This is a genomic window from Cupriavidus sp. SK-4, assembly GCF_000611125.1.
Classification (GTDB): Bacteria; Pseudomonadota; Gammaproteobacteria; order Burkholderiales; family Burkholderiaceae; genus Cupriavidus; species Cupriavidus necator.
Genome location: NZ_JFJW01000138.1, coordinates 45,995 through 58,902 on the forward strand (window position 1 = coordinate 45,995; position 12,908 = coordinate 58,902).

Here is a 12,908-nt window from a genome sequence, read left to right on the forward strand (position 1 = left end):
GCCGGCGCTGTGCCTGGCGCAGTGCCAGCTGGCTCCCGGTGCAGGTATTCCCGACCTTGCAATGCACCGTGGCACGCCCTAAAATAATTCGTATACCGCAGTAGATTGCGTGTAGCGCAAAAAATAGGAGACAACGTGACGGATGCCAAACGCACCGGCCACACCGCCATTGCCCATGTGGATCTCCACGGGGTGTCGGTGCATGGCAAGGATCTCAGCCAGGAACTGATCGGCAAGATCGGCTTTACTGCCTACTTTCTCTTCCTGCTTACCGGCCGCCAGCCGGACGAAAAGCTGGTGGCCATCACCGATGCCTGCCTGGTCGCCATTGCCGAACACGGGCTGGTGCCGTCGGTGCAGGCCGCGCGCATGACGCTCGCCGCCGCCCCCGACGCCCTGCAGGGCGCGGTGGCCGCGGGCGTGCTGGGCTGCGGCTCGGTGATCCTGGGGGCCTCGGAAACCGCCGGGCAGATGCTGGCGCAAGTGCTGGCCGGCCGCGACACCGGCACGCTGGCAGACAGCGCGCATGCGGTGGTGCGGGCCTTGCGGCAGGCGCGGCAGCCGCTGCCGGGCTTCGGCCACCCCACGCACAAGCAGGGCGATCCGCGTGCGCACCGCCTGCTGGCATTCGCGCGTGAACTCGGCATCACGGGCGACCACGTCGCCGCGCTCGAGGCGGTGGCCGCGGCGGTCCCCGAGCACTACAGCAAGGCCTTGCCGCTCAATGTGTCGGGCGCGATCCCCGCGGTGTTGCTCGATGCCGGCTATCCCGCCAGCGCGCTCAAGGGCGTGCCGATGCTGGCCCGCGTGGCGAGCCTGATCGCCCACCTGCAGGAAGAGCGCGCGCAGCCCATCGGCTTTATCCTGGCCGACGCCGCCGAACACGCCATCACCTACAGCGCCGCGCCGGCGCAAGCATCATGAAGCCGCCCGCACCCCTTGCCCGCGACGCGCTGGTGGCGCCGCTCGATGTGCTCAGGCAGTACCGCGCCCACGATGCCACGCTGACCGGTTTCCTCGCCGCCCGCGTGGCGGCGCACCCGGACAAGCCGGCGCTTGTGTTCGAGGGCGAGACCTGGAGCTATCGCCAGCTGGACCAACGGATCGGCCTCACCGCGGACTGGCTGGCGCGGGCGATGCAAGTCGGACCCGGCGACCGTGTCGGCGTGCTCTCGACCAACCATCCGTCCACCGTGGTGCTGATGTTCGCGCTGGCCCGTATCGGCGCGACCATGGTGCCGGCCAATCCCGAGTACCGGCTCGACGAGGCGCTGTACGTATTCCGGCACGCGCAGGTGTGCGGCCTGGTCTGCGCGCCCGGCACGCTGGCAACCGGCGCGGCCGTGGCCGCGGACCTGGGCGGTGACGTCTGGCTGCGCGCCAACGAGGACGGCGATCACGGCGTGCCGACGCTGGCCGCATCGATCGCGGCGCATGCGGCGCAGCCGGCCAATGCTGCGCCGGGCGTCGACAGCGACCGCAGCACCGCCCTGATCATCTACACCTCCGGCACCACCGGCTTCCCCAAGGGCGCCATGCACAGCCATCGCGGCTACGTGCTGACCGCCGAGGCCTTTGTCGGCCGCCTGCACTTGCAGCCGGACGAGCGCGTGATGTGCGTGATGCCGCTGTTCCATATCAATGCGTTGATGTATTCGGTGGGCGGGGCGCTGGCCTGCGGCGGCTGCCTGGTGCTGATGCGCCGCTTCTCGGCGTCGTCGTTCTGGCGCTTCGCGGCCGAGAGCGGCGCGACCGAGGTCAACCTGGTGGCTGCCGCCGGCAGCATCCTGGCGCGGCGCCCGCGCGCGGAATTCGTTCCGGGCCATCGCATCACCAAGATGTTCATTGCGCCGCAGACTCAGGAGATGGTGCGGGTGATGAAGCAGGAATTCCACGTGCCGCGCCTGATCGAGTGCTACGGCATGACGGAAATCCCCGGCGTCATCGCCAATCCGTTCAACGGCCCGCACAAGCTCGGCACCATGGGCCTGATCTCGCCGCACCCGGACCCGGCCGTGCCGGTGCCCGAGGCGCGCATCGTCGACGACGACGGCCACGACGTGGCACCCGGCGCCGCGGGCGAACTGCTGATCCGCACCCCGACGCTGATGCAGGGCTACTACCGCGACGCCGCGCAGACCGAGGCCGCGTTCCGCGACGGGTGGTTTGCCACCGGCGACCTGGTGCGCCAGGACAGTGATGGCTACTACGTGTTCGTCGCGCGCAAGAAAGACGTGATCCGCCGCAAGGGCGAGAACGTGTCCGGCGCCGAGCTCGACCGGGTCTTCGGCGAGCACCCCGCAGTCGAGGAAGCGGCGGCCATCGGCGTGCCGGCGGACCTGGGCGAAGAAGAGATCCTGCTGGCGGTGCAGTTCCGCACCGGGCAGTCGGTCGAGCCGGGCGAGTTGCTCGCCTGGGCACGCGACCGGCTGGCCGTGCACAAGCTGCCGCGCTATGTCGTTGTGGTGGATGCCATTCCGCACACCCCGACGCACAAGCCGGCCAAGCACAAGCTGAAAGCGGATGGGACCCTGTTCGCCCGCGCCATCGACATGGCCGCCGCCAGCCACTGACACAGAATCACCGGAGACAACAATGAACAACCCCGCCAACTACACCCTGCAACGCGCCTTCGATGCCATGTGCGAGGACGCGCCCGGCGCGGACCCGGTCCTGCAGGCGCAGTTCCGCGTGGCGCTCAAGCACTTCCACGCCATGCTGGACGAACTGAAGCTGACCGACCAGCAGCTCTACCGGATCGCCACCTGGATGGGCAAGGTGGCGCAACAGGATGAGCTGGTCATGCTGTGCGACATGATGGGCCTGACCATGCGCGCGCTGGACCTGGCACGCACCGATGACCACGCCACGCCGCAGAACGTGACCGGTCCGTTCCCCAAGGACGAGATCGCCGAAGGCTCCAACCCGTGCCATATCGCCACCGAGGACGAGCCTGGCCAGCGGCTGGAGGTGCGCGGCCGCGTGCTGGATGCCGCCACCGGCCAGCCGGTACCGGGCGCGATGATGATCGTATGGCAGCCCAACCAGTTTGGCCGTTATGAGAACGAAGACGACTCGCAGTCCGAAGACAACCTGCGCGGCAAGCTGCGTTGCGAGGCCGATGGCAGCTTCCAGGTGTTCACCATCCGCCCGGGTGGCTACATCATCGGGCGCGAGGATACCGAAGTGGGCGTGCTGATGAAGCGGCTGGGCCGCAACCGGCAGCGCGCGCCGCACATCCACTACCGGGTGATGCAGCCTGGCTACCGGACGCTGACGTCGCAGCTGTATTTCGCCGGTGATCCGGCCAATCCGGTTGACTGCATCTTCTCAACCATCGACGACCACATCGTCGACGCGCTGCCGCACCCGGAGCGCGACGGCTACCAGCTGGTCAACCTGGATATCGTGCTGCAGCCTGAAACGGCGCAGTAAGCGAGCGCGCGGAGCCGCTCAGGACGCGGCGGTAATGGAGTGCGCCAGCGCCGGTGCGCGCCGGATCGCCGCCTCGATCGATGCGGCGGCTTCGCGCAGCGCCGGCAGCCGGGTGGCGACCAGTTCGTCGGCGCTGGTGCGCTCGGTTTCGGTGGAGCAGTTGATGGCGGCGATCACGCGCTGTTGCGGATCGCGCACCGGCACGGCGATCGACAGCACGCCCAGCTCCAGCTGGCTGTCCTGGATGGCATAGCCCTGCTCGAGCGCGCGTGCCAGCGCCGCGCGCAGCGCGTCGGCATCGCTGAGTGTCAGCGGGGTGAATTTCTGGAACGGCGCCTTGTCGAGGATCTTGTTCTGCTGGGCCTTGGGCGCGTGCGCCAGCAAGGCCAGGCCAAGGGAGGTGCAATGGACCGGCAGCCGGTAACCCACCGAAGCGCGGAAGGCGATGCGCCTGCGGCTGGGCACATGCGCCAGGTAGACCACGCTGTCGCCGTCGAGGATGGCAAGCGAGACCGAATCGCGGAAGCGCTCGGCCACCTCCTGCAGGAACGGCTGCACGATGTCGCGCAGGTTCATCGAGCTGAGGAAGGCGGCGCCCAGCGACAGCACCTTGGGCAGCAGCACGAAGCGGCGGCCGTTGGCGCCGATATAGCCCAGCGCCTGCAGCGTCAGCAGCGCGCGGCGCGCGGTCGCGGGCGTCATGCCGGTGGCTTGCGCCACTTCGCTCAGCGTCAGTTCCGGCGTGGTCTCGGTAAAGGCCTGGATCACCGCCAGGCCCCGCGCCAGCGCCGCGACGTAGTCGCGGTGGCCTTCCTCGAGCTTCGGCGGAGCGTCGTTGTCGACGGGGGCGGATGGTTTGGCGGCGGAGGTCATGACCGTATTTTAGCTGCAACAGACCGCCTGCAACACAAGGGCCGGGGCCACCGCAGGCCACCGGATCCGGGAGACACCGCATCATGAGACTCGACCCCACTTCGCTGCGCCTGTTTGTCGCCGTGGCCGAAACCGGCTCCATCGCCGCGGCCGCGGAGCACGCGCACCTGGCCGCGGCCGCGGTCAGCAAGCGCGTGAGCGAGCTGGAGCAGGGGCTGGGCACGGCCTTGCTGATGCGCAGCAACAAGGGCGTGCAACCGACCATGGCAGGGATGGAGCTGGCGCACCTGGCGCGCGGCGTGCTGCACAACCTGGATGACATCCTGGTGCGCATGCGCGACTACGGCGGCGGCTTGCGCGGGCAGGTGAGGGTGATGGCCAATATCTCGGCCATCACGCAGTTCCTGCCGGCGCAGCTCAAGTCGTTCCTGGCCGAGTACCCGCTGATCGACGTGCACCTGGAAGAGCGCGTCAGCACCGCCATCGTGCGCGCGGTGGCCGAGAACGCCGCGGACATCGGCATCTTCACCGCGGGTGCGGTGGGTGCGGAACTGGAGACGTTCCCCTACCGGCGCGACGAACTGGTCGTGGTGGTGCCCGGCGCGCATCCGCTGGCCGGGCGGCAGTCGGTGACCATCCGCGAGGCCTTCGACTACGACTTCGTCAGCCTGCACGCAGGCAGCCAGATCCATCTGCAGCTGGCCAAGGCCGCCAGCGAGGCCGGCCGCGTGTTCAAGCCGCGCATCCACGTGCCTGGCTACGACGCGCTGTGCTTGATGGTGCAGGCGGGACTGGGCCTGGGGATCCTGCCCAGGTCCAGCGCCGGGCCTTACCAGCAGACCCTTGGCATCCACACCGTCGCGCTCGATGAACCATGGGCCGCGCGCCAGCTGGTGATCGGCGTGCGTGCGTATGAGGGCCTGTCCGCGGTGGCGCGGCTGCTGGTTGACCGGCTGCGCGAGGACGAATAGCGCGCCAGCGCTGCCATCGTTTTTCGCGATGGCGGGCTCGCCAATGGTTGCTTTACCGCGCGCGCGAGTTCTTCCAATCTTGCATCAAGACCACCGTATCCACAGGAGCAGCAAACCGCCATGGCTAACGAAGCGAACAACGGAACGATGCCGCTGCAGGGCGTCCGCGTGATCGAACTCGGCTCGCTGATTGCAGGCCCGTATGCGGGCGGACTGCTCGCGCAGTTCGGCGCCGAAGTGCTGAAGATCGAATCGCCCAAGGACGGCGATCCGCTGCGCAAGTGGCGCAAGCTGTATGAAGGCACCTCGCTCTGGTGGTATAGCCAGAGCCGCAACAAGAAGTCGCTGACGCTGGACCTGCGTTCGGCGCAGGGCCAGGAGATCGTGCGCAAGCTGGTGGCCGAAGCCGATATCGTGATCGAGAACTTCCGCCCCGGCACGCTCGAGAAATGGGGCCTGGGCTGGGAAGACCTGCGCAAGGTGAACCCCGCGCTGGTCATGGTGCGCATCTCCGGCTACGGCCAGACCGGACCCTACAAGGACCGCCCCGGTTTTGCCGCGATTGCGGAATCGATGGGCGGGCTGCGCTATGTCAGCGGCTATCCCGACCGGCCGCCGGTGCGCTCGGGCGTGAGCATCGGCGACACGCTGGCGTCGCTGTATGGCGTCATCGGCGCCTTGCTGGCCATGCACCACCTGCGCGCCAACCAGGGCGAAGGGCAGTTTGTCGACGTGGCGCTCTATGAGTCGGTGTTTGCCGTGATGGAGAGCCTGGTGCCGGAGTACGCCAAGTTCGGCCATGTGCGCGAGCGTTCTGGCGCCAGCCTGCCGGGCATCTCGCCGTCGAATACGTATCGGTGTCAGGACGGCCAGTACGTGATCATCGCCGGCAACGGCGATGCCATCTTCCGGCGCTTCATGGCCGCCATCGGGCGCGACGACCTGGGCCAAGACCCGCGCCTGGCACACAACGACGGGCGCGTGCAGCACAACGCCATGCTCGACGACGCCATCACCGCCTGGACCTCCGCGCATGACCTCGACACGGTGCTGGCAACGCTGGAAGCCGTGGCCGTGCCCTGCGGAAAGATCTACACCGCGGCGGAGATCAGCAGCGACGCGCACTACCGCTCGCGCGACATGATCGAGCCGCACCAGTTGCCCGATGGCTCGCCGGTGGAGCTGTCCGGCATCGTGCCCAAGCTCAGCGGGACCCCGGGACGCACCAGGTGGATCGGCCCCGAACTGGGCCAGCACACCGAAGAGATCCTGGCGGGCATCGGCATTGCCGGCGACGAGTTGCGCGCGCTGCGCGCCGCTGGTGTGGTCTGAGCCCGCCCCCTACGAAAAGGAAAGAAAGGAAAGAACCATGTGGCTTCCTAACGCCCCCCGGCGCGTGCGCATCAATGAAGTGTCCGTGCGCGACGGCTTCCAGATCGAGCCTGAATTCGTCCCCACCGAACAGAAGATCGCGCTGATCGACCGCCTCTCCGAAACCGGACTGGCCAGGATCGAGATCACCTCGTTTGTCTCGCCCAAGGCGATCCCGAACCTGCGTGATGCCGAGGCGGTCGCGAAAGGCATCCGCCGCCAACCGGACGTGGTCTACACCGCGCTGGTGCCAAATGCGCGCGGCTGCGAGCGCGCACTGGAGTGCGACCTCGACGAGATCAACCTGGTGATGTCGGCCAGCGAGACGCACAACCTGGCCAATATGCGCATGACCTGCGACCAGTCGCTGGAGCAGTTCCGCGGCGTGATGCAGCTGGCGCAGTCGGCCGAGCTGGCCGTCAGCGGCTGCGTGGCGACCGCGTTCGGCTGCCCGTTCGAAGGCGAGATCGCGCCGGAACGGGTGAAGTGGGCCGCGGGCCGTTACCTGGAGCTGGGCATGGACAGCATCACGCTGGCCGATACCACCGGCATGGCCGACCCGCGCCAGGTGAGCAAGCTGGTCGAGGCGTTCCTGCGCTGGTTCCCGGGCGTGCCGCTGACCCTGCATTTCCACAATACGCGTGGCATGGGCCTGGCCAATGTGCTGGCCGGCCTGGCGGCGGGCGTGGACAGTTTCGATGCGTCGCTGGGCGGGCTGGGCGGCTGCCCCTTTGCGCCGGGCGCGACCGGCAACATCTGCACGGAAGACCTGGTGCACATGCTGGAGTCGTCCGGCATCGACACCGGTGTCGACCTGGACCGGCTGCTTGGCGCGGCGCGCGAGCTGCCGGCGCTGGTCGGACACGATATATCCGGGCAGGTGGTCAAGGCCGGCAAGAGCACCGAGCTGCATCCGGTGCCTGAATGGGTGGGCGCAAGGTAACCCGCGTCCGCCACGAGAAATACAAGGAGAGACCCCCATGACTGAACCCGACCGCCCGGCGAGCCTGCTCGACAAGCTCTGGGCCAGCCACGTGATCCACCAGGAGCCGGACGGGCCCGCGCTGATCTATATCGACCGCCACCTGGTCAACGAGGTGACCAGCCCGCAGGCCTTCGAAGGCCTGCGCCTGAACGCGCGCAAGGTGTGGCGCGCCGCTTCCGTGCTGGCAACGGCCGACCACAACGTGCCGACCACCGCGCGCAAGCTGGGCATTGCCGATCCGGTCAGCCGGGCGCAGGTCGAGGCCCTGGACCGGAACTGCGCGGACACCGGCATCGTCAACTTCGGCATGGACGATCCGCGCCAGGGCATCCTGCACGTGGTCGGTCCGGAGCGCGGCGCCACCTTGCCCGGCATGAGCATTGCCTGCGGCGACTCGCACACGTCCACGCATGGGGCGTTCGCAGCATTCGCCTTCGGCATCGGCACCTCTGAAGTCGAGCAGGTGCTGGCCGCGCAATGCCTGTGGATGAAGAAGCCCAGGTCGATGCTGGTGCAGGTGGAGGGCGAGCTGCCCCGTGGCGTGTCCGCCAAGGACATCGCGCTGGCGCTGATCGGCCGCATCGGTACCGCCGGCGCCACCGGCCACGTGATCGAGTTTGCCGGCAGCACGATCCGCGGCCTCAGCATGGAGGCGCGCATGACCGTGTGCAACATGGCGATCGAAGCGGGTGCGCGCGCCGGCATGGTGGCGGTGGATGAAACCACGCTGGCCTACCTGGACGGCCGCCCGCAGGCACCGGCCGGTGCGATGTGGGGCGCCGCCACCGGCTACTGGCGCACGCTGCGCAGCGATCCGGGCGCCGCCTTCGATGCCGTGGTGGAGCTGGATGCCACCGCGATCCGCCCGCACGTGACCTGGGGCACCTCGCCGGAAATGGTGGTGGCCGTCGGCGAGCGCATTCCCGATCCGCGCGACGAGCGCGACCCGGTGCGGCGCAAGAGCATCGAGCAGGCGCTGGACTACATGGGCCTGCTGCCGAATACGCCGATCGAGGCGGTCGCGCTGGACAAAATATTCATCGGCTCATGCACCAATGCGCGCCTGGAAGACCTGCGCGCGGCGGCGGCGGTGCTGCGCGGGCGCCATGTCTCGCCGCGCATCAGGCAGGCGCTGGTGGTGCCGGGCTCCGGGCTGGTCAAGTCGCAGGCCGAGGCCGAGGGGCTGGACCAGGTGTTCATCGCCGCCGGCTTCGAATGGCGCGAACCGGGCTGCTCGATGTGCCTGGGCATGAACGATGACCGCCTGGTGGCCGGCGAGCGCTGCGCTTCCACCTCCAACCGCAATTTCGAAGGCAGGCAGGGGCCGGGCGGGCGTACCCACCTGGTCAGCCCGCAGATGGCGGCCGCGGCCGCGGTGGCGGGCCACTTCATCGATGTTCGCTCGCTGTAGACCACCGGAGGAAACCGAGCAATGAGAGCCTTTACCACGCTGGACGGCCTGGTGGCGCCGCTGGACCGAGCCAATGTCGATACCGACGCCATCCTGCCCAAGCAGTTCCTGAAGTCGATCCGGCGCAGCGGCTTCGGCCCCTACCTGTTCGACGACTGGCGCTACCTGGACCACGGCGAGCCTGGGCAGGACTGCAGCAGCCGGCCCCTCAACCCGGATTTCGTGCTGAACCAGCCGCGCTACCGCGGCGCCTCGATCCTGCTGGCGCGCGAGAACTTCGGCTGCGGCTCATCGCGCGAGCATGCGCCGTGGGCGCTGGAGGACTTCGGCCTGCGCGCGCTGATCGCGCCCAGCTTCGCCGACATCTTCTACAACAACTGCCTGAAGAACGGCCTGCTGCCGATCGTGGCGGCGCCGGACGTGGTCGAGCGCCTGTTCGCCGAGACCGCGGCCACGCCGGGCTACCGGCTGCAGGTGGACCTGGCCGCGCTGCAGGTGGTGACGCCGTCGGGCGAGGCCATTGCCTTCACGCTGGATCCGTTCAAGCAGCACTGCCTGCTGAACGGCCTGGACGATATCGCGCTGGCGCTGCGCCATGCCGGGCAGATCCGGGATTACGAACAGGCGCGGCGGCAAGTCGAGCCCTGGCTCTTTGACTGAATGATCCCCTGGCGGCAGCCGGCCGTCCGAGCCGGCACCGTCGACACAGACAATGGATGGAGACCCTATGTCCTGGCAATTTCATACGACCCACGCGCTGCGTGCCGCAGCCTTCGGCCTGGCCTGCCTGGCAGGCACGGCCCCCGCACTGGCGCAGACCTATCCCGCGCAGCCGATCCGCATGGTGGTGCCTTACGCACCGGGCGGAACCACCGACATCATCGCCAGGCAACTGGCGCAGCGCATGTCCGAGAAGCTGGGCCAGCCGGTGGTGGTGGAAAACAAGAGCGGTGCCAATACCGTGATCGGCGCCGACGCGGTGGCCAAGGCGCAGCCCGACGGCTACACGCTGCTGCTGACCAACGATGCCACCTTCGTGCTCAACCCGGTGGTGCTGCCGTCCGTGTCGTACAACGTCGCGCGCGACTTTGCCCCGGTGGCGACGATCGGCTACGTGCCGCTGGTCATGGCCGTATCGGGCAGCCTGCCGGTGGACAGCGTCAAGGACCTGGCCGCGTATGCGAAGGGCCGCCCGCAAGCGCTCAGCTACGGCTCGTTCGGCAGCGGCAGCCAGCCGCACCTGATGGGCGCGCTGTTCAACAAGCTGGCCGGCACCGACCTGGTCCACGTGCCGTACAAGGGCTCGGCGCCGGCGGTGGCAGACGTCGTCGGCGGCCAGATCCTGATGACCTTCCCGGCGCTGCCGACGATCCAGAGCTTTGTTGCGGCAAAGAAACTCAAGGTGCTCGCCGTCAGCGGCGACAAGCGCACGCGCGCGCTGCCGCAGGTGCCCACCTTTGCCGAGGCCGGCTACAAGGACATGGACATCTCGGCCGTCTACGGCGTGCTGGCCCCGGCCAAGGTGCCGCGCGCGGTGGTCGACAAGCTGAACGCCACCATCCGCGAGATCCTGGACGACAAGGACTTCGTCGAGAAGCACTTCGCCGCGCAGGGCATGGTGCCGATGAAGCTGAGCCCGGCGCAGTTTTCGCAGTACATCGAGACGCAGACCCGCCAGACCCGCAAGCTGGTCGAGCTGTCCGGCGTCAGGGTCGAGTAGGGGGGCGGGCCATGACCAACACAAGCAACGCACACGCGGTGCAATCACCGCGGCTTGGATGGATCGGGGTTGGCGCCATGGGCCGGCCGATGTGCCTGAACCTGCTGAAAGCCGGCTACCGGCTCACGGTCTTTGACCGGGTGCCGGCGCAGTGCGAGGCGGTGGCCGCAGCAGGGGCCGCGGTGGCGCCTGCCGCGCAGGCACTGGTGGCGGACTCCGATGTGGTGTTCTCAACGATCTTCGACGATGACGGGCTGCGCGACCTGTTCCTGGCCCCTGGCGGCGTTGCCGGGGCCGCGACCGCGGACAAGGTCTTTGTCGACATGAGCACGGTCTCGCCCGACGCCTCGGCAGAGGTGGCCGCCGCGCTTGCGCGGCGCGGCGCCGCTTTTCTGCGCGCGCCGGTGTCGGGCACGGTATCGCTGGCGGCCAGCGCGCAGCTGAGCTGCTTCGTGTCCGGGCCGCGGCCGGCCTTCGACGCGGTGCAGCCCATCCTGGCCTGCCTGACCGCGCGCCAGTCCTACGTGGGCGGCGCGGACGAGGCCCGTGTCATCAAGCTGATGATCAACATGATGGTGTTCATGAGCACCGCGGTGATCGGCGAAGGGCTGGCCTTCGGCGCGCGCGCCGGGCTGGACCGCGCGCTGATGGTCGATGCGATCAACGACAGCATCGTCGGCAGCGCCCACTACCGCACCAAGGCAGAGCAGCTCAAGCAGCGCGACTACGCCGCCGTCGGCCCGATCTCGCTGGTGGTGAAGGACCTCGACCTGGCATTGGCGGTGGCCCGCGACAACGCGGTCGCGCTGCCGATGTCGTCGCTGGTGCGGCAATACCTGGCGCTGATGCAGCAGCACCGGCAGGACCATCTCGACATCGCCGCGCTGGCCGATGTGCTCGAGTGGGCAGGCGAGCCCGGCGCAGTGTAATCGGGCCAACCCGATACCTATAAAAAAGGATGGAGACATGAACCACAACCCGATCACCCGGGCGCCACGCGCCCTGTTCGTCGCCACCGGGCTTGCCCTGGCCCTGGCGATGCCGCCGGTGCTGGCCCAGGGCAAGCCCGGCGCCGAACCGGTCCGCATCGGCGGCCTGTTCTCGATCACCGGCGGCCTTGCCGCCGTGGGCCAGGCCGAGCGCGAAGGCGCGCTGCTGGCGCAGAAGGTCGTCAATGCCCGTGGGGGTATTGGCGGGCGGCCGCTGGAAATGATTGTCGAAGACGACGGCTCCAGCCCGGATTCCGCCGTCGCCAAGGCGAACGCGCTGCTCCATACGCACAAGGTTCGCGCCATCGTCGGGCCATCGGGCATTGCACAGACGGTTGCCATCGGCGGCATCACACAGGCACAGAATGTGCCCCTGTTTTCGTTCTCGGGACTGGGGCCCGCGGTGGAGCGCGAACGCCACTGTGTGTTCCACCTGACGCCGTCGCAGGAGCTCAACGCGCGTGCCGTGCTGGCCTATGCGCGCGACAACGGCCTGAAGCGCGTCGGCGTGCTGCATGACTCGGGCTACGGGCAGGTGGTATGGACCAGCCTGAAGACGCTGGACCGCGAGTACGGCGTCAGCTTCATCCAGGTGGAGAAGTTCGAGATCGCTGCCACCGATGTCACCACGCAGGCGGCCAAGATCAAGGCGGCCACGCCGGATGCCATCATCGTCATCTCGACCTCGCCCGCGCCGTTCCGCAACGTGCGCCAGCTGAAGGTCGGCGTTCCCATCATCTCCGTGCATGGCACGGCTACCTACGAGACCGTCAAGGCCATGGGCGAGGCCGCGGACAACATCATCCATCCCGAGTTCATCGTGTCCGAGGACCCGCTGCCGGGGCAGAAGGAATTCGTCGAGACCTTCCGCAAGGAGTACGGCAAGCTGCCCAAGCATTTCTCGGCGGTGGGCTGGGATGCGGTCATGGCCCTGGCCGCAGGCCTGAAGGCGGCCGGTGCCGATGCGCCGGGCGACAAGCTGTGCAGCGCGTTGCGCCGGCCTTACCAGGGCGTCACCAGCGGCTACGACTTCGCCGCGCCCGACATGGGCGGCATGACGCTGGCCGGCTTCACGTACTCGAAGCTGCAGAAGGGTCAGTTCGAGCGGCTGCCCTACAAGGCCAAACCATAGCCTGCGACGGTCGCGGGAAAG

12 protein-coding genes are annotated in these 12,908 nt (G+C 68.4%); 11 read left to right on the forward strand and 1 reads right to left on the reverse strand.

The genetic code is table 11. The features are described 5' to 3' along the window. Window positions 1-135 precede the first annotated feature (135 nt). From CF68_RS27730 to CF68_RS27740, 3 genes are read left to right on the forward strand one after another with little or no spacing between them, the layout of a single operon-like run. Complete coding sequence (locus CF68_RS27730) at window positions 136-924, forward strand: citryl-CoA lyase (RefSeq protein ID WP_035825225.1); 789 nt, start codon at window positions 136-138, stop codon at window positions 922-924. Continuing rightward, window positions 921-2,573: a class I adenylate-forming enzyme family protein gene (locus tag CF68_RS27735; protein ID WP_035825228.1), complete on the forward strand. Its 1,653-nt coding sequence runs from the start codon at window positions 921-923 to the stop codon at window positions 2,571-2,573. The genes CF68_RS27730 and CF68_RS27735 overlap by 4 nt, the downstream gene beginning before the upstream one ends. 22 nt (window positions 2,574-2,595) lie before the next feature. Next, window positions 2,596-3,435, forward strand: a complete 840-nt coding sequence (locus CF68_RS27740; protein ID WP_035825231.1) for a protocatechuate 3,4-dioxygenase — start codon at window positions 2,596-2,598, stop codon at window positions 3,433-3,435. Window positions 3,436-3,453: 18 nt separating this feature from the next. On the opposite strand, the gene CF68_RS27745 is transcribed toward CF68_RS27740, so the two are convergent. Next, entirely contained in the window at window positions 3,454-4,308 is an 855-nt protein-coding gene (locus tag CF68_RS27745; protein ID WP_035825233.1) for an IclR family transcriptional regulator C-terminal domain-containing protein, read from the reverse strand. 83 nt (window positions 4,309-4,391) lie between these two features. On the opposite strand from CF68_RS27745, the gene CF68_RS27750 reads away from it, so the two are divergent. The 8 genes from CF68_RS27750 (at window position 4,392) to CF68_RS27785 (ending at window position 12,887) form a co-directional block, all read left to right on the forward strand. Further along, window positions 4,392-5,279 carry a LysR family transcriptional regulator gene (locus CF68_RS27750; protein WP_035825235.1) on the forward strand — a complete coding sequence of 296 codons (888 nt, stop codon included), beginning with the start codon at window positions 4,392-4,394 and terminating at the stop codon, window positions 5,277-5,279. 120 nt (window positions 5,280-5,399) lie between these two features. Continuing rightward, window positions 5,400-6,611: a CaiB/BaiF CoA-transferase family protein gene (locus CF68_RS27755; RefSeq protein WP_035825237.1), complete on the forward strand. Its 1,212-nt coding sequence runs from the start codon at window positions 5,400-5,402 to the stop codon at window positions 6,609-6,611. A 37-nt stretch (window positions 6,612-6,648) separates the two neighbouring features. Then, window positions 6,649-7,593 (forward strand): hydroxymethylglutaryl-CoA lyase, encoded by a 945-nt coding sequence (locus CF68_RS27760; protein ID WP_035825240.1) that lies wholly within the window; start codon window positions 6,649-6,651, stop codon window positions 7,591-7,593. A gap of 37 nt (window positions 7,594-7,630) precedes the next feature. Then, the gene (gene leuC, locus CF68_RS27765; protein ID WP_035825242.1) at window positions 7,631-9,046 is read left to right on the forward strand and encodes a 3-isopropylmalate dehydratase large subunit; all 1,416 of its coding nucleotides are present in this window, start codon (window positions 7,631-7,633) and stop codon (window positions 9,044-9,046) included. 21 nt (window positions 9,047-9,067) lie between these two features. Next, window positions 9,068-9,706 carry a 3-isopropylmalate dehydratase small subunit gene (gene leuD, locus CF68_RS27770; RefSeq protein ID WP_035825246.1) on the forward strand — a complete coding sequence of 213 codons (639 nt, stop codon included), beginning with the start codon at window positions 9,068-9,070 and terminating at the stop codon, window positions 9,704-9,706. Window positions 9,707-9,773: 67 nt separating this feature from the next. Further along, window positions 9,774-10,766, forward strand: a complete 993-nt coding sequence (locus tag CF68_RS27775) for a tripartite tricarboxylate transporter substrate binding protein (RefSeq protein ID WP_035825248.1) — start codon at window positions 9,774-9,776, stop codon at window positions 10,764-10,766. An 11-nt stretch (window positions 10,767-10,777) separates the two neighbouring features. After that, window positions 10,778-11,695: an NAD(P)-dependent oxidoreductase gene (locus CF68_RS27780; protein WP_035825250.1), complete on the forward strand. Its 918-nt coding sequence runs from the start codon at window positions 10,778-10,780 to the stop codon at window positions 11,693-11,695. 37 nt (window positions 11,696-11,732) lie between these two features. After that, window positions 11,733-12,887, forward strand: a complete 1,155-nt coding sequence (locus tag CF68_RS27785; RefSeq protein WP_035825253.1) for an ABC transporter substrate-binding protein — start codon at window positions 11,733-11,735, stop codon at window positions 12,885-12,887. Window positions 12,888-12,908: the final 21 nt, after the last annotated feature.